At 57.0% G+C, this 17,444-nt stretch carries 9 protein-coding genes, 2 tRNA genes, 3 rRNA genes and 2 pseudogenes; 8 read left to right on the top strand and 8 right to left on the bottom strand.

Annotation, left to right across the window (positions count from 1 at the left end):
* The first annotated feature begins 21 nt into the window (after positions 1-21).
* The 5 genes from ACQY47_RS14005 (at position 22) to rrf (ACQY47_RS13985) (ending at position 3,841) form a co-directional block, all read left to right on the top strand.
* A tRNA-Ile gene (locus tag ACQY47_RS14005) sits at positions 22-98 on the top strand.
* A 30-nt stretch (positions 99-128) separates the two neighbouring features.
* A tRNA-Ala gene (locus tag ACQY47_RS14000) sits at positions 129-204 on the top strand.
* 247 nt (positions 205-451) lie between these two features.
* Positions 452-3,343: ribosomal RNA gene (locus ACQY47_RS13995) — 23S ribosomal RNA — on the top strand.
* Positions 3,344-3,500: 157 nt separating this feature from the next.
* Positions 3,501-3,616 (top strand): 5S ribosomal RNA (gene rrf, locus ACQY47_RS13990).
* 109 nt (positions 3,617-3,725) lie between these two features.
* Positions 3,726-3,841 (top strand): 5S ribosomal RNA (gene rrf / locus ACQY47_RS13985).
* 181 nt (positions 3,842-4,022) lie between these two features.
* Here the strand turns inward: rrf (ACQY47_RS13985) and ACQY47_RS13980 are convergent.
* Positions 4,023-4,205, bottom strand: a pseudogene (locus tag ACQY47_RS13980) (hypothetical protein); the annotation flags it as partial.
* Positions 4,206-4,340: 135 nt separating this feature from the next.
* Positions 4,341-4,957, bottom strand: a pseudogene (locus ACQY47_RS13975) (FecR domain-containing protein); the annotation flags it as partial.
* Positions 4,958-5,373: 416 nt separating this feature from the next.
* Here ACQY47_RS13975 and ACQY47_RS13970 point away from each other — a divergent pair.
* The gene (locus tag ACQY47_RS13970) at positions 5,374-7,254 is read left to right on the top strand and encodes a methyl-accepting chemotaxis protein (protein WP_428557287.1); all 1,881 of its coding nucleotides are present in this window, start codon (positions 5,374-5,376) and stop codon (positions 7,252-7,254) included.
* Between the two features lie 38 nt (positions 7,255-7,292).
* Here ACQY47_RS13970 and ACQY47_RS13965 read toward each other — a convergent pair whose 3' ends face one another.
* The 5 genes from ACQY47_RS13965 to ACQY47_RS13945 form a co-directional block, all read right to left on the bottom strand.
* On the bottom strand, positions 7,293-7,751 hold the full coding sequence (locus ACQY47_RS13965) for an SRPBCC family protein (protein ID WP_017134437.1): 459 nt from the start codon (positions 7,749-7,751) through the stop codon (positions 7,293-7,295).
* Between the two features lie 11 nt (positions 7,752-7,762).
* Entirely contained in the window at positions 7,763-11,137 is a 3,375-nt protein-coding gene (locus ACQY47_RS13960) for an amino acid adenylation domain-containing protein (protein ID WP_428557286.1), read from the bottom strand.
* Positions 11,125-12,081, bottom strand: coding sequence for a diiron oxygenase (locus tag ACQY47_RS13955; protein ID WP_428557285.1), 957 nt, complete (start codon positions 12,079-12,081; stop codon positions 11,125-11,127). The genes ACQY47_RS13960 and ACQY47_RS13955 overlap by 13 nt, the downstream gene beginning before the upstream one ends.
* The gene (locus ACQY47_RS13950; protein WP_017134434.1) at positions 12,078-12,836 is read right to left on the bottom strand and encodes a DUF3050 domain-containing protein; all 759 of its coding nucleotides are present in this window, start codon (positions 12,834-12,836) and stop codon (positions 12,078-12,080) included. The genes ACQY47_RS13955 and ACQY47_RS13950 overlap by 4 nt, the downstream gene beginning before the upstream one ends.
* A 378-nt stretch (positions 12,837-13,214) precedes the next feature.
* Complete coding sequence (locus ACQY47_RS13945) at positions 13,215-13,925, bottom strand: GntR family transcriptional regulator (RefSeq protein ID WP_428557284.1); 711 nt, start codon at positions 13,923-13,925, stop codon at positions 13,215-13,217.
* Positions 13,926-14,243: 318 nt separating this feature from the next.
* Here ACQY47_RS13945 and lapG point away from each other — a divergent pair, with 318 nt between their 5' ends.
* Together lapG and lapD are read left to right on the top strand one after the other, a co-directional pair.
* Positions 14,244-14,867, top strand: a complete 624-nt coding sequence (lapG, locus tag ACQY47_RS13940; RefSeq protein ID WP_370589355.1) for a cysteine protease LapG — start codon at positions 14,244-14,246, stop codon at positions 14,865-14,867.
* A gap of 14 nt (positions 14,868-14,881) precedes the next feature.
* A complete protein-coding gene (gene lapD, locus ACQY47_RS13935) occupies positions 14,882-16,828 on the top strand; it encodes a cyclic di-GMP receptor LapD (RefSeq protein ID WP_017134431.1) in 1,947 nt (648 codons plus the stop codon).
* Between the two features lie 140 nt (positions 16,829-16,968).
* On the opposite strand, the gene ACQY47_RS13930 is transcribed toward lapD, so the two are convergent.
* On the bottom strand, positions 16,969-17,307 hold the full coding sequence (locus ACQY47_RS13930) for a hypothetical protein (RefSeq protein ID WP_017134430.1): 339 nt from the start codon (positions 17,305-17,307) through the stop codon (positions 16,969-16,971).
* Positions 17,308-17,444: the final 137 nt, after the last annotated feature.

Genomic DNA, 17,444 nt, shown 5'->3' with positions numbered 1-17,444 from the left:
GATAAGAAGCAGCCCGAAATTGGGTCTGTAGCTCAGTTGGTTAGAGCGCACCCCTGATAAGGGTGAGGTCGGCAGTTCGAATCTGCCCAGACCCACCAATTTTGTGTGGGAAACGCCTGTAGAAATACGGGGCCATAGCTCAGCTGGGAGAGCGCCTGCCTTGCACGCAGGAGGTCAACGGTTCGATCCCGTTTGGCTCCACCACTACTGCTTCTACGTTAAGAAAGCTTAGAAATGAGCATTCCATCAGGTTGATGATGAATGTTGATTTCTAGTCTTTGATTAGATCGTTCTTTAAAAATTTGGGTATGTGATAGAAAGATAGACTGAACGTTACTTTCACTGGTAACGGATCAGGCTAAGGTAAAATTTGTGAGTTCTCTTAGTTGAGAAATTCGAATTTTCGGCGAATGTTGTCTTCACAGTATAACCAGATTGCTTGGGGTTATATGGTCAAGTGAAGAAGCGCATACGGTGGATGCCTTGGCAGTCAGAGGCGATGAAAGACGTGGTAGCCTGCGAAAAGCTTCGGGGAGTCGGCAAACAGACTTTGATCCGGAGATGTCTGAATGGGGGAACCCAGCCATCATAAGATGGTTATCTTACGCTGAATACATAGGCGTAAGAGGCGAACCAGGGGAACTGAAACATCTAAGTACCCTGAGGAAAAGAAATCAACCGAGATTCCCTTAGTAGTGGCGAGCGAACGGGGACTAGCCCTTAAGTGGCTTTGAGATTAGCGGAACGTTCTGGAAAGTACGGCCATAGTGGGTGATAGCCCTGTACGCGAAAATCTCTTAGTCATGAAATCGAGTAGGACGGAGCACGAGAAACTTTGTCTGAATATGGGGGGACCATCCTCCAAGGCTAAATACTACTGACTGACCGATAGTGAACTAGTACCGTGAGGGAAAGGCGAAAAGAACCCCGGAGAGGGGAGTGAAATAGATCCTGAAACCGTATGCGTACAAGCAGTGGGAGCCCACTTTGTTGGGTGACTGCGTACCTTTTGTATAATGGGTCAGCGACTTATTTTCAGTGGCGAGCTTAACCGAATAGGGGAGGCGTAGCGAAAGCGAGTCTTAATAGGGCGTCTAGTCGCTGGGAATAGACCCGAAACCGGGCGATCTATCCATGGGCAGGTTGAAGGTTGGGTAACACTAACTGGAGGACCGAACCGACTACCGTTGAAAAGTTAGCGGATGACCTGTGGATCGGAGTGAAAGGCTAATCAAGCTCGGAGATAGCTGGTTCTCCTCGAAAGCTATTTAGGTAGCGCCTCATGTATCACTGTAGGGGGTAGAGCACTGTTTCGGCTAGGGGGTCATCCCGACTTACCAAACCGATGCAAACTCCGAATACCTACAAGTGCCGAGCATGGGAGACACACGGCGGGTGCTAACGTCCGTCGTGAAAAGGGAAACAACCCAGACCGTCAGCTAAGGTCCCAAAGTTATGGTTAAGTGGGAAACGATGTGGGAAGGCTTAGACAGCTAGGAGGTTGGCTTAGAAGCAGCCACCCTTTAAAGAAAGCGTAATAGCTCACTAGTCGAGTCGGCCTGCGCGGAAGATGTAACGGGGCTCAAACCATACACCGAAGCTACGGGTATCACGTAAGTGATGCGGTAGAGGAGCGTTCTGTAAGCCTGTGAAGGTGAGTTGAGAAGCTTGCTGGAGGTATCAGAAGTGCGAATGCTGACATGAGTAACGACAATGGGTGTGAAAAACACCCACGCCGAAAGACCAAGGTTTCCTGCGCAACGTTAATCGACGCAGGGTTAGTCGGTCCCTAAGGCGAGGCTGAAAAGCGTAGTCGATGGAAAACAGGTTAATATTCCTGTACTTCTGGTTATTGCGATGGAGGGACGGAGAAGGCTAGGCCAGCTTGGCGTTGGTTGTCCAAGTTTAAGGTGGTAGGCTGAGATCTTAGGTAAATCCGGGATCTTAAGGCCGAGAGCTGATGACGAGCTAACTTTTAGTTAGCGAAGTGGTTGATGCCATGCTTCCAAGAAAAGCTTCTAAGCTTCAGGTAACCAGGAACCGTACCCCAAACCGACACAGGTGGTTGGGTAGAGAATACCAAGGCGCTTGAGAGAACTCGGGTGAAGGAACTAGGCAAAATGGCACCGTAACTTCGGGAGAAGGTGCGCCGGTGAGGGTGAAGGACTTGCTCCGTAAGCTCATGCCGGTCGAAGATACCAGGCCGCTGCGACTGTTTATTAAAAACACAGCACTCTGCAAACACGAAAGTGGACGTATAGGGTGTGACGCCTGCCCGGTGCCGGAAGGTTAATTGATGGGGTTAGCTAACGCGAAGCTCTTGATCGAAGCCCCGGTAAACGGCGGCCGTAACTATAACGGTCCTAAGGTAGCGAAATTCCTTGTCGGGTAAGTTCCGACCTGCACGAATGGCGTAACGATGGCGGCGCTGTCTCCACCCGAGACTCAGTGAAATTGAAATCGCTGTGAAGATGCAGTGTATCCGCGGCTAGACGGAAAGACCCCGTGAACCTTTACTATAGCTTTGCACTGGACTTTGAATTTGCTTGTGTAGGATAGGTGGGAGGCTTTGAAGCGTGGACGCCAGTCTGCGTGGAGCCAACCTTGAAATACCACCCTGGCAACTTTGAGGTTCTAACTCAGGTCCGTTATCCGGATCGAGGACAGTGTATGGTGGGTAGTTTGACTGGGGCGGTCTCCTCCTAAAGAGTAACGGAGGAGTACGAAGGTGCGCTCAGACCGGTCGGAAATCGGTCGTAGAGTATAAAGGCAAAAGCGCGCTTGACTGCGAGACAGACACGTCGAGCAGGTACGAAAGTAGGTCTTAGTGATCCGGTGGTTCTGTATGGAAGGGCCATCGCTCAACGGATAAAAGGTACTCCGGGGATAACAGGCTGATACCGCCCAAGAGTTCATATCGACGGCGGTGTTTGGCACCTCGATGTCGGCTCATCACATCCTGGGGCTGAAGCCGGTCCCAAGGGTATGGCTGTTCGCCATTTAAAGTGGTACGCGAGCTGGGTTTAGAACGTCGTGAGACAGTTCGGTCCCTATCTGCCGTGGACGTTTGAGATTTGAGAGGGGCTGCTCCTAGTACGAGAGGACCGGAGTGGACGAACCTCTGGTGTTCCGGTTGTCACGCCAGTGGCATTGCCGGGTAGCTATGTTCGGAATAGATAACCGCTGAAAGCATCTAAGCGGGAAACTAGCCTCAAGATGAGATCTCACTGGAACCTTGAGTTCCCTGAAGGGCCGTCGAAGACTACGACGTTGATAGGTTGGGTGTGTAAGCGCTGTGAGGCGTTGAGCTAACCAATACTAATTGCCCGTGAGGCTTGACCATATAACACCCAAGCAATTTGACTACTCGAAAGAGCATCAGATTGCGGTGTGTGAAGACGCAATGAACCGAAAGTTCGACGCTCACAAAACACCGAAAGCTGTCACATACCCAATTTGCTGAAGCGAAGCCAACTGGCTACGACTCAGTACCCGAATTTCTTGACGACCATAGAGCATTGGAACCACCTGATCCCATCCCGAACTCAGTAGTGAAACGATGCATCGCCGATGGTAGTGTGGGGTTTCCCCATGTGAGAGTAGGTCATCGTCAAGATTAAATTCCGAAACCCCTGATTGCTAACGCAATCAGGGGTTTTGTTTATGTAGAAGTCCATGAATTTCACCGGCACGTTGCAAGCGCAACGGACTGGTACACAGAATTTCTTGACGACCATAGAGCATTGGAACCACCTGATCCCATCCCGAACTCAGCAGTGAAACGATGCATCGCCGATGGTAGTGTGGGGTTTCCCCATGTGAGAGTAGGTCATCGTCAAGATTAAATTCCAAAACCCCTGTCTGCTAACGCAGACAGGGGTTTTGTCGTTTAGGGGGGATGATAATGCCCCGGCTGCAGATCGCCCACATATACGTCTGGGCCGGACAAAGGCAACCTGACGACACCCACAAAAAAGCCGGCACCAGGAATCAGGCGCCGGCTTGTTAGAAGCTTTAACGGATCAGAACTGATAGCTGACCGTCGCACTGACATTACGCTCTTCACCCAGATAGCAAAAGTTCAGGCTGGCACAGGACGCCACATAGCTCTCATTGGTCAGGTTGTTGGCATTGAGCCTTACATCCACACCCTTCAAGCCCACCTTGCCCAAGTCGTATCCTCCTGAAGCGTCAAACAACGTATGGTAGGAGGAGTCTGGTGAGTCGTTGAGAAAGCGCACAGTCATGATCAAGGTCCGTAGAGGCCGGTCAAGGCAGATAAAGAGGCTTACTGTCTAAGCCGTACTCACGGAAAAAGCCGCCAACAAAAACTGAAAAAGTCAGGCCAGGCGTTCCAGGCTCACCCACCAACGTGTGCGATAGCGCACTTGAACTGGCAGTGTTTGCGCAACGATCGCCAGCAACTTGTCGGTGTCGTCCAAGCGGAAAACCCCTGATAGCCGCAAGTCGCCGATATCCGCCGCACAGCCCAGGTAACCCTGACGGGAGCGCTCCACTTCCGACACCAAGTCAGCCAGGCGCATGTCTCGCGTCACAATCAGCCCATCGGCCGTCTGCGGTGAATGGATGGCCACATTGCCGCTGACCACGCCTTGCTGTCTTGGCGCACGGTAAAACGCCCATCGATGCCTTCGAGCAAGCCGTGGCGAGTGTGTACCAGCAAAGGTGCTGACGATGGCGAACCGCAGGTCACCAGGATTTCCCCGCGCACCAATGTGATCAGGCGCTGTTGCGGATTGAAGGTGAGGTTCACCGTACTGTCGGAGTTGAGTTGCAGGCGTGTGCCGTCCGGAAATTGCTCGCTGCGCCGCTCGCCGGTGGCGGTTGCGAAATCGGAGGTCCAGCGCTGCCAGCCGGTCATGCCCCGGCTTATCCACGCCGCGGACCCCATCAACACCACACTCGACAACACCTTCAGTGCCCGTCGTCGGCCTAAGCTCCAGTGCCGCATGCGCCCCAGGAATCGCCGCCATTGCCCAAGCGACTGCGCAGACAAGTGTTGAGCCAGTTGTGGTGGGTGCTGTAAAGCGTGTGTACAACCCTTTCGCACGCAATGTAGTCAGTAGAGGGCATTCACACAGGCCTGGCCAAGCGCCACAAATGACAATTAGTCGCATTGTCGCGAGGGCAGAAAAAATTTGCAGCGCCGAACCCTGAGCGTCTACCGCTGGTCGGTTTCCTACTCAAAATCAGGATGCTTCTCACAAATCTCTAAGATTTCTCCTGAAGTGGCCGAAAGCCTGACGAGCCATGCGTGCACCGAAATAGAGCGGCCGAAGAGTCCGCCTATCCCGTTACATGGAATGTTCCACTCGGCACGCTCACCCCCCTTTGGCAAAAGAAGTCGATGAAATGAATCTCAAGTTCAGTCATAAAATTCTACTGGCCGCGTCAGGCGTCGTGGTTCTGGCCTTCGCGCTATTTACCCTCTACAACGATTACCTGCAGCGCAGCACCATCAAACAAAACCTTGAGTCGTCCATTCAACAATCGGGCGAACTCACGGCCAGCAGCGTGCAGAACTGGCTCAGTGGCCGCATCCTGGTCCTCGAAAACCTGGCGCAAAACGTTGCTCACCAGGGCAGCGGTGCTGAGCTGCCAGGGCTGGTCGACCAGCCCGCGCTCACCTCGAACTTCCAGTTCACCTATGTCGGCCAAACCAACGGCGTATTTACGCAGCGCCCTGACGCCAAGATGCCCGACGATTACGACCCTCGTCAGCGCCCTTGGTACAAGCAGGCGGTCGCGGCCGATAAAACCATGCTCACTCCGCCTTATATGGCGGCGGTTGGCGGGCAAATCGTGACCATCGCCCTGCCGGTCAAAAAGAACGGCGAACTGCTCGGCGTAGTCGGCGGTGACCTGAGTCTGCAAACCCTGGTGAAGATCATCAATTCGGTGGACTTCGGGGGTATTGGCCATGCGTTCCTGGTCAGCGCCGATGGCCAGGTCATCGTCAGTCCTGACCAGGACCAGGTGATGAAGAACCTCAAGGACATCTACCCGGGCACCAGCCTGCGTATCGAGAAGGTCAGCCAGGACGTTGTGCTCAACGGCCAGGACCGTATTCTGTCATTTACCCCGATCAGCGGTTTGCCGGGCGCGGATTGGTACATCGGCCTGTCGATCGACAAAGACAAAGCCTACGCACCACTCAGTAAATTCCGTACATCGGCACTGATCGCCATGTTGATCGCCGTAGTGGCCATCGCCGTACTGCTCAGCCTGCTGATTCAAGTGCTGTTGCGCCCGCTGACCACTATGGGCGTGGCCATGCAGGACATCGCCCAGGGCGAAGGCGATTTGACCCGCCGCCTGGACGTGACCAGCAAAGATGAGTTCGGCGAAGTGGGCAGTGCGTTCAACCAGTTCGTCGAGCGCATCCATGCCTCGATTTCCGAAGTGTCTTCGGCTACGCGTCAGGTGCACGACCTGTCACAGCGCGTCATGGCGTCCTCCAACGCTTCGATCATCGGCTCGGACGAGCAAAGCGCGCGCACCAACAGCGTGGCAGCCGCCATCAACGAGCTGGGCGCCGCCACCCAGGAAATCGCCCGCAACGCAGCCGATGCATCGCAACATGCCAGCGGTGCCAGCGAGCAAGCAGATGACGGGCGCAAGGTGGTGGAGCAAACCATCCTGGCCATGTCGGAACTGTCGCAAAAGATCAGCTTGTCCTGTACGCAGATCGAAACCCTCAACGCCAGCACCGATAACATTGGGCACATCCTGGATGTGATCAAAGGCATCTCTCAGCAAACCAACTTGCTGGCGCTCAACGCGGCGATCGAGGCTGCGCGTGCCGGTGAAGCCGGGCGCGGATTTGCCGTGGTTGCCGATGAAGTGCGCAACCTGGCGCACCGTACCCAGGAATCGGCCGAAGAGATCCACAAGATGATCACTTCGCTGCAAGTGGGCTCGCGTGAAGCCGTGACTACTATGAACGCCAGCCAGGTCTCCAGCGAAGAAAGCGTTGAAGTGGCCAACCAGGCGGGTGAGCGCCTGGTCAGCGTGACGCAGCGAATCGTCGAGATCGATGGCATGAACCAATCGGTTGCGGCGGCTACCGAAGAGCAGACCGCAGTGGTTGAAACCCTCAACGTTGATATCAACCAGATCAATCTGTTGAACCAGCAAGGTGTCGTCAACCTCAACGAAACGCTCAAGGACTGCGATGCGTTGTCGCAGCAGGCCAGTCGATTGAAGCAACTGGTCGACAGCTTCAAGATCTGACCCGACTTGGCAGGAGCGAGGCCTCTCGCTCCTGCTGATCAGTCGAACATCCGGCGCACATTCTCCAAGGCGCTGTCGGCAAAAGCCTGCGCAAACTGCTCGAACGCCGCCTGCGGTGTATCAACCGGTTCGCCAATCAGCGTCCAGGTCGCCCTGGCGTGTTTGGCGCCAAGTGCTTCCACACGCATGGCGGCCCATAGCCGCGCGACCCCCAAGGTGTTGTAGAGGGTGGTCCACGTCATGCACATCGCTTCGTCGTCACGGCTGTTGAGTTGCTCAACGACGCGATGCCCATCATGGAAAAATTTGGTGCGTAATGCGCCTACGCCGGTTCCCGTCATTTCGATGTGCGACAGGGCAGGAATGAAGGCATCAAAGCCTGCAAAATTTCCCACCACACTCCACAGGCTTGCGGCATCGCACGCGACGTCAACACACGCTATCAGCGGCGCGCCATTCGGGTTACGGATCAATGTATCGGGTTGCAGCGGTTCCATAAGGAGTCCTGTCAAAGAAAGCCAATGGCCTTGAGGTGGTCGCAGCCTTTGCGCAACAGCGCAGGGTCCTTTCGCGGGTACTGTTCGCCCATCGCTGCCACACCCTGGCGTGCGTTGTCGTGACAAATCATCGAGACGTCGCTGATATCTTCCGCGAGGTCATCCAGGTAAAAACCCAGTACGCCAAACAGCGCGTTATCAGGCCCCACCGTTGGCAGCATCTTTTGCCACTGCGCGACGCTCACCCGTTCGAAAAGATGGCCGGCCTGGCTGAACGCATCCAGGTAATGGTCCCAGCTCAAAGGCTGCGGGTTATGCAGGTTGAAGACGTTTCGCCGTGCCGCGAATTGACCGCAGTGAAACGCGACGAAACGTGCGAGAAAGTCCACCGGCATCAAGTCAAAATTCACTTCCAGGCTGGGCGCGAGGCCCAACTGCAGCGACCCCTTGAGCATCAGCATCAGGCGGTTGTTTTGCGGCTGGCAAACACCGTTGTGGCTGTTGAACGCAATATTCCCCGGTCGATGAATATTCACCCAGGCACCTTGTTCGACCGCACGCCCCAGCAGCCGCTCGGCAACCCACTTGGAAAGGTTGTAGCCATTCTTGAGGTAGAGCGGCAACGTGGCCACGGCCGGTGCTTCGAGGATGTGACCCTGAGCGTCGATGCTGCTGCAGGCTGACAGCGTCGAGATGAAGTTGAAGACTTTCTTGCTGTGGGTTTCACACAGGCGCAGGCACTCAAGCACGGGTTCGACGTTATCCCGGGCGAGTGAGGCATAGTCCAGCACATGGTTGACCCTGGCTGCGTTGTGCACCAACACACCATGGTTACGGGCGAGGTGGTCATAGACATCGCAGGCCAGGCCCAGACGAGGCTGGCTCATGTCAGCGGCATAAACCTGCACACGGCTCAGGTCCAGATGCTCCAGGTGGTACTCGCGCAGTGCCTGTGCAAACCGCGCTGGCGCCGAGTGCCCCGGGCGTTCACGCACCAGGCATGCCACCTCCCGTGCTCCACCCGCCAACAACGCTTCGACCAGATGCACACCCACGAAGCTGTTTGCACCCGTGACGATCACCTTGCGCGGATCCCCAGCGGACCTCTCTGGCAGGATTTCTACATTCAGCGCCTGGCATGCGTCCTTTTCCATCTGGCATGACGGTGTGTAAGACGGTGCGGCGTCTTCCATCAGCAAGGCAAGCGAACGAATCGTCGGTGCTTCAAAAAAACGGTTCAAAGAAAGGCTGCGGCCAAACTGTTCGCGCAATCGCAGCAGCAAGGTCGACAGCAAGATGGAATGGCCGCCCAGATTGAAAAAACTCTCATCAATGCAAAGATCAACGCCAGGTACGCCCAACAACTCGCTCCACAGGGTCACCAGTTGCGTTTGCAGCGGCGTTTGCGCCGAGGCGCGGGCGGTGCGCGGCGTCGCGTGCCCGAGCACCGTCAGCAACGCCTGGCGGTCAATTTTGCCATTGCCGGTGCAGGGCATGCCCGGCAGCTCTGTCCAGCGCTCGGGTTGCATGTAAGCCGGCAACCACTGCTCTGCATGCTGCTTCAGATCCGTCACCGTTGCGTCGGCCTCGGGCTGGGCGGCAAAAGCTAAAATCCGTCGGTCAAGGTCGATCACCACCGCCACTTGGCGAAATAGCCGACTGCTGCGCAGGCACTGTTCGATCTCCTGGGGTTCGACGCGAAAGCCCCGGATCTTCACCTGATCGTCCCGTCGTCCGCCCAGCTCTATACCGTCCGCCGTCCATTTGGCCCGGTCACCGCTGCGGTAGGCCCTCAGCGCTTGGCCGCCCGGCAACGTAAGCTCAACGAACGGGTTGCCCTCGGGCGGCGGCGTGGTCACATACCCCAGCCCTACGCCAGGGCCTGTGATGTAAAGGTCGCCCATGACCTGCTCATCCACCGGTTGCAGCGCGTCATCGAGGATCAGCACCTGGCTGTTGGCAATGGGGCGCCCCACATTGCGATTGCTGTCACCGGGGCGCAACGTCCGGTGGCTGACCAGCACCGTGGTCTCGGTAGGGCCGTAGAGGTTGTGCAACTGGCACTGGCCCGCCAGCCGTTCGATCACATAGGGCTCGCAGGCATCGCCGCCGGTCAACAGATGGGTCAGGCCCAGGGGCTGATCCAACGGCAGGATGCTCAGTAGCGCCGGCGGCAAAAAACCATGGCTGATGCGCAGTTGGCGAATCAACTCGACCAGTTGCTGAGGGTCGCGCCGCTGCTCTTCGCTTGGGACGATTAACTCGGCACCGGCGATCAGGGCCGGGAAGATATCGATCAGTGATGAGTCGAAACTCAGTGGCGAAAACTGCAGGACACGGCTGTGTTCATCCAACGCCACGCTGGCGCCGGTCCAGCTGGTGAAATGCGCAAGATTGCCCTGGCTCAGTAGTACGCCTTTGGGCTGGCCGGTGGTGCCCGAGGTGAACAGCACCATGCACGGAGCGTCGATGTCGGGGCGGCGTTGTATCAATGGCTGCGTGATGTCGGCGTGGTTGGAGTCAATATTGCCGACACTCAGTGTCGTGAACTGCTCGCGCAAAGGGTGTCGGCCGTCATCCAGCAATACCTTGGCGCCGCTGTGTTCCAGCATGGCCTGCTGGCGTTGCGGCGGATGATCCGGAGCCAGTGGCAGATACACCGCGCCGCAACCGAGTACTGCGAGAATACTGGCATACAACTCGACGGACTTTTCCAGGCACACGCCAACCACCGGCGTCTCAACGCCTTCCAGTAGAGGGTGCAGGCGTTGCTGGATCGACAAGGCGCGAAGCTGCAATTGGCGGTAGGTCAGCACGCTACCCGCGATGTTCAGCGCCGGGCGCTCGGCGAAGGCGTGCAGACCGGCCTGCAATCGCTCGATCATCGGCACCTGGGCAGCCAGCAACAATGCTGGCTGGTCGGTGCGATTGAACCGGTGCATAAACGCAAGGGCGTCCAGTCCGTGCAAGCTTTGCTCAGGCCAGAGGCTAATGGTGCTGCTGGCGGCAAAAAAGCCCGCATCCCTCGAGAAGCCGCTGACCAGCGAGGTGGCCCACTCCACGAGTGAGCTTGTCGCCTGCCGGCGCAATCGCTGGCCGTTGCCGCTGGGCTCCTCGGCAACGTTATGTACAGCCAGCACGCGTTGGTCACGGTCATAGCAGCGTAACTGCAGTGAGGGCAGGCCGCCTTCGTACACCGGGCCTATACCCAACCGCAGGCTTAACCATCGGGTTGCGGCACAGTATGCGAGCGGCGCTTGAGTGCCGTCCTCGATAAACAGGTCGAAGGCTTGTGTCACGCTGGCGTGTCCGTATTCTTCGAGCACTTGCTTCAGCGCAATCAGGGCGTGGCTGGTGCCGGCCCATCCGATACTCAGACGTCGCATGTCTGCCTCCCCGACTCGGGCAGGTAGTCGCTCAACGCGCGGGCGACGCTTGGCGTGTGCAGCACGCCGCTGTTATGCAGGAACCCCATGATATTGCCGAGCAGCGGGTGCTGGCGGGTGATGGGAAAGTGCAGGGCCGTGACTTCGTCGCGTAGTGCCTGGCGGATGTCGGTGCCTACGTCCAGGTGCTCGACAAGCTGAAGGTCGAAGCCTTTGTGCAGCGTGTTGGTCAGGTAGTGGGTCAAGAAGGTCGGCAGGACTGCGGCGATGCTGTCGCGGTCTGCCGGGCTAGCCGCCTGCCAGTAGAGACGCACCAGCTGCGTCCAGAACTGGGCGTGACGCCCCTCGTCAAACAAGTGGTCGGCCATCAAGCCGCGAATCGAAGGTTTGACGCTATCGTCCTTGGCAAACGCCGCTACATCGTGGGTGACGGTGTTCTCGGCGATGGCCACGCCAATCAACGCTACAGCGTCGTGCAGGTGTTGCGGGGCAAGCGCCTGGGCGGCCGGCAAGGCCCGGCTCAGTTCGATTTGCGTGGGCAGCTCGAGCGGTTGTATGCCGGTCAGTTCAATGGTCTGTTGCAGGAAGTCCAACGCGACCAGCGCGTGGTAATCCTCATCGACCACGACCGTCATCGCATCAATGCGACAGGCAAGGGGGAAGGGCAGTGTGAAGCGATTCTTGGCAATGCTGCGGGCGGTCTTGTCGACGATCTCGGTTTCGAAGATCACCACGTCATTAATGAATTTGTAGAAACTTTGCGTCAACACGAAGTCGCGCCACTGCGGGCAATGCTCGACAAAAGTTGCGTTTAGCACCAAGGGTTGGCGGCAGAGCGGAAAGATCAAGCGATCGTCGTTTTCCAGCAGGCGCCGGGGGCGCGTGCGGATGGTGGCGCGACGTTCCCAATCTTCGGCAAACGAGCGGTAGTCTGCGGTGTTCATGGTCGCACCTCGTGTAGGGAGGCATGCACGTCGTCCCAGAAACCGAGGCGGTTTTCTATGGCGCTGATGGCGGTTTCATCCGCCTCGCGTTGGCGCTTGGGGTCGGCACCGATCAAGCGCTGGAGTAACTGCTCTGCGCCTGGGCCATGATCCTCGGTGTCCAGTTCGATGTGACGGCTGAGGTAGTGACAGAACAACGGTGCCTGACGCGCCATGAAGGCGTCGCCCTGCAGAATACGTTCGAACATCGATGGGATGACGCTCTCGCGGCCGTGCAGGAACGTCGCTGCCACACAGTGGGCGGGCGCGTTCAGCGCGATCTGCAAGGTGCTGCTGACGAAGCGCGTTACGCCAGGGCGTACATTGACCCTTTGCATCGCAGCATCTGCCTGGACGCCTTGGCGCTGCAGTTCAATGAAGCGTTGGATGGCTGAGGTATCTGCGCCGGTCTCGGTCATCGCCTCCAGATATAGCTCGAAGTGGCTGCAGTGGCCACGCGTTGGATGTTCGTCTGACTCTTCGCCAAGCACTATCTCATTGATCAGCCGTGCGCTCTGCGGGTCAACGGGTGGCAGCCACGGCAATTGCATGCATGTCAGATCCTGCTGCAGGCGTTTAGCCAAGCTCATGAAGTCCCAAACAGCAAATACATGCTGCTCCATAAAAATTTGTAACTTGTTAAGTGAAGTTATTTCTGCAAATAACGGATGGCTGCATAGCTGTAGTTTTTTTTGTTCAAGCAAATGTTGATGCATGGTTGACGCCTATAAGTTGTTGCGACTGCTCTGGAAACAGTAATGGGGTTTTGTAATGAAAAGCGGATGGCCGGCGTTTAGGCAAGCCACGCGTACAGCGCTAACCTGACATAGGTTGGCACTGCCGAATGAAGTGTTCTTTTATGGGTGAAAGATAATAATCCGATTAAACGTTTGGATAAACTGATGAAAGTATTAAATGTTTTTTCGGGAAGACACTAGTCGTGATCAAGTAGTGTGCAAGTGTGTGAGAAGTTTCTTTAACAAGCGTGGGCTTATTTGAATGTTAATCTCAGCGTGGCGCATAAACATGGGGCACTTCCTGAGAGGATAGATACCCCATAGCGTTCACGTGGCAAGAAAGGGCGGTGTAAACCCTTACTGTGAAGTTTTTTTTGCGGTGGCCTCAAGGCTATCGAGGTAGGTATTGATCACTTCCATGCCGCGCATCAGGTGATTGCGTAGCGTCAGGATGCTTTCGTCGACTTTCTTGTGCACCACCAGGTTCAGCAATTCACGGTGATCTTCCTGGGATGTCTCGCCCAGGCCCATCGCTTCGAGGTTGAAGCGCAGAAAGCGTTCCTCCTCATTCAAGCCGTGCGCAACCAGATTGAGCAACCGCTGGTTGGGCGCCTTGCCATACAACGCCATGTGGAACAGACGATTGAGCCGGCCAATCTCGGCATAGTCACGCTCTTGTTCCAACGCATTGATGCAGGCTTCAGCCTCGGCAATGTCTGCGTCGGTGAGCAACGGAATTGACAGGCGCAGCGCTTCGGATTCCAGCAACATGCGCAGGGCATAGGTCTCGGCCGAATTGTCTTGGATCAACGGCGCAACCACAGCACCTTTGTGGGTTACCACATGGAGCAAGGACTGGGCTTCCAGCTGGCGCAAGGCTTCGCGCACGGGCATGCGGCTGACGCCGAACAGGCTGGCCAATTCTTGCTGGCGCATCGCGGTACCACAGGGCAACCTGCCGTCGAGAATGGCATTGCGCAACGTTTCTTCAATAACGGCGCGTGCAAGATGGGCGGGAATAGGCCCGCTGATTTTGATGCTGCTTAATGGGTTCGGCTTCTGCGTCACGGTTACGCTATCCTCCCTTCTTGAATGGAGTGTGTTTAATTGGATCCAAAGCACACTAGAGATGGGTCGCGCGCTTGTCAAACAGCCAAAGTTTCAGTTTGTAAGGGCTTACAGGCGGAACTTTGTGAGTCCCACAAGCGGTGTTTATAAACTCGAACCCCTCATGAATGATTGCACTGTGCCATTGTTTTTTGTTGATCGAAGCTTCACCATCCCTGAAATTCCGTCTCCCTTCACGGACTGAACGCCTTGGCGGTAAGTTTTATTCCCTCTCGAATAGTCGGCTGGCTACTTTCAGCGACTTTGCTCGCTGGCCTGATGCCCGGCGGGCTGCATGCCGATTGGGATTTCTCGCAGATCAGCCGCAAAGCCACGGCTCTGTACGGGCCGCTCGGCGAGGGCCAACAGCGCATCGACGCTTGGCAGCGCCTGTTGGCGACTGAAAAGAAGGTCGATGAACAGGAGCAGCTCAAGGTCGTCAACCTGTTCTTCAACAAGCAAATGAGCTACGTAGAAGACATCGACCTCTGGCACGTGGTCGACTATTGGGAAACCCCCATCGAAGCGCTGTGGAAGGGTGCAGGAGATTGCGAGGACTACGCAATCGCCAAGTATTTCAGCCTGCGCCACCTGGGCGTCTCCAGCGACAAATTGCGCATTACTTACGTTAAGGCTTTGCGTCAGAATCGCGCGCACATGGTGCTGACGTATTACCCGACGCCCGATGCCATCCCGCTGGTGCTCGACAGCCTGATGGATGAGATCCTGCCGGCCACCCGCCGTACCGACCTGGTGCCGGTGTACTCATTCAACGCCGAGGGCTTGTACCTGCCCGGCGCCAAGGGCAACAAGAAAGTCGGTGATACCAAACGCTTGTCGCGTTGGCAGGATGTGTTGAAAAAAATGCGTGCGGAAGGCTTCCCGGCCGAGCCTGCCAACTAGGAGTAACTGATCGGATGTCACTGTTCAAACAACTATTGATCGCAATCTGTCTGTTCCTGGTGGTCGCCTTCAGCGGCAGCTTCATGGTCAGCCTGGAAAGCTCGCGCACCCAATACGTCAACCAATTGCGCTCCCATGCACAGGACGCGGCTACTGCGCTGGCATTGTCGCTGACGCCCAATATCGACGACCCGGCGATGGTGGAGTTGCTGGTCAGCTCGATTTTCGACAGTGGCTATTACGCCAGCATCCGCGTGGTGGATTTAGCCACCGACAAAACCATCGTCGAACGCAGCGGCATCCCGGACAACAACGGCGTGCCCAACTGGTTCGTCAAGCTGATCGGCCTTGAACCGGCCGGCGGCGATGCACTGGTCAACCGCGGCTGGGAGCAGGCGGCGCGCGTGGAGGTGGTCAGCCACCCGATGTTCGCCCTGGCCAAGCTCTGGCAAAGCGCCCTGGGCAGCCTGGGCTGGTTGCTGCTGTGCGGCGCGGTGAGTGCGGTGCTCGGTGCATTGCTGCTTCGTCGGCAGTTGAAGCCGTTGGACTACATGGTCAAGCAGTCCCACGCCATCGCCCGCCGTGAGTTTCTCAGCCTGCCGGATCTGCCCCGCACGCCGGAACTGCGGCGCGTAGTGCAGGCCATGAACCAGATGGTCGAGAAACTCAAGGCGCTGTTCCAGGAGCAGGCCGAGCGCAGTGAAAAATTGCGCATTGAATCCTATCAAGACAACCTGACCGGCCTCGCCAACCGGCGTTATTTCGAGATGCAGCTCAACGCCCGCGTCAGTAACCCGGAAGACACCAATTCCGGTTACCTGCTGCTGCTACGAGTCAAGGACCTGGCCGGCCTTAACCAACGCCTGGGTGGCCAGCGCACCGACCAGTTGCTGCAAGCGGTTGGCGAACAATTGTTGCGCCAGTGTGAGCCTTACCCGGAAACCCACAACCTCGTCACCCGTATTCGTGGTGGTGAGTTCGCGGTGCTGGCGCCCGGGCTGGTGCGTGAAGAAGCGCTGCAATTGGCACAAAACCTTGAAAGCACCCTGCTCAGCCTGCAGGCCACCAGTGCCAGTGACGTCACGCCGGTGGCCTACATTGGCCTTGCGCCATTCAACCACGGTGATTCGCCCCAGGCATTGCTGACCCTGGCTGACCAGGCTCTGGCCCAGGCCGAAGGGCAGGGCGACAGCAGTTGGGTGTGCCTGGACCACAGCGCCGCCGCCAGTGTCGGTGACGATCACCATGCCTGGCACACGCTGTTGGACCAGGCCCTTACCCACCAGCGTTTTGAGCTGTACTTCCAGCCGGTTGTCGCCAGCCAGGACCCGCAATTGGTGCTGCACTACAAAGTGCTGTCGCGTTTGCAGGATGACGACGGCCACACCATCCCGGCCGGGCGTTTCCTGCCGTGGCTTGAGCGTTTCGGCTGGACTGCACGCCTGGACCGACTGATGCTCGAACACGTGCTCAAGCAGATGGCCAGCCATACGCACAGCCTGGCGCTGAACCTCTCGGCGGCCACCTTGCAGGACGCCCAGGCGTTGAACCGGATTGTCGAGTTGCTGCGCCAGCACAGCAACCTCGGCCCGCGCTTGACCCTGGAGATCGGCGAAGAACAATTACCCGAGCAGGCTCTGCTGGAGCAGTTGACCCAGCGCCTGCGCGAGTTGGGCTTCTCCCTCAGTCTGCAGCGTTTTGGTGGGCGCTTCAGCATGATCGGCAACCTGGCACGCCTGGGCCTGGCGTACCTGAAGATCGACGGCAGCTACATCCGCGCCATCGACCAGGAAAGCGACAAACGCCTGTTTATCGAAGCGATCCAGCGCGCGGCCCACAGCATCGACTTGCCGTTGATTGCCGAGCGCGTGGAGACCGAAGGTGAATTGAAGGTGATTCGCGAGATGGGGATTTTCGGTGTACAGGGGCAGTTGATTGGTGAGCCTGCGCCCTGGAAGTGATGCAAATCCAATGTGTGTGCGGGCTTGTGTGGGAGCTGGCTTGCCTGCGATAGCATCACTTCGGTGTATCAGGCAAACCGAGGTGATGCTATCGCAGGCAAGCCAGCTCCCACATTTCGATCCGGTTCGACTTTAAGAAATCAGATCAACCCAGTCTCTTCATCATTGATCAGATGGCTCAACCCACCCAGCGCTTCCCGTGCATGGTTACGGTCCATCAGCTTGGCCTGGGCCGCCGGGGGCAGGTCGGTGACGCTGATCACGCCCTTGCGGGTCAGTACCTGAATCAAGTCGTCCAGTACCCGGATCATCTCCATGTCACTTTGTTTGAGCTGGGCCAGGCTGGTTTCCACCACTTCGTTGGCGTACCAGGCCTGGATCTCATGGTGATCGGCCGGCAGGGTTTCGGTCGAATCGGCAAAGGCGGCGGCCTCCACGCGACTCAGCACTCCCTGTGCATCACGTTGCACGTAAAACATAAGAATCCCTCGAAAATGAGCCACACGCGTTCACCAGCATAGGTCAATGCTGTGTTTATGGTCGCGAGTATGCGATGCAACCGGCCGCCAGGGCCAGCGACGTATCGCCCAAGCAAATCGACCGCCCTTGCGGGCGG

This window comes from Pseudomonas edaphica, from assembly GCF_965277385.1.
Taxonomy (GTDB): Bacteria; Pseudomonadota; Gammaproteobacteria; order Pseudomonadales; family Pseudomonadaceae; genus Aquipseudomonas; species Aquipseudomonas edaphica.
Note: the sequence above shows the minus strand (reverse complement) of the source record. Positions and strands in the feature narration are given on the sequence as shown.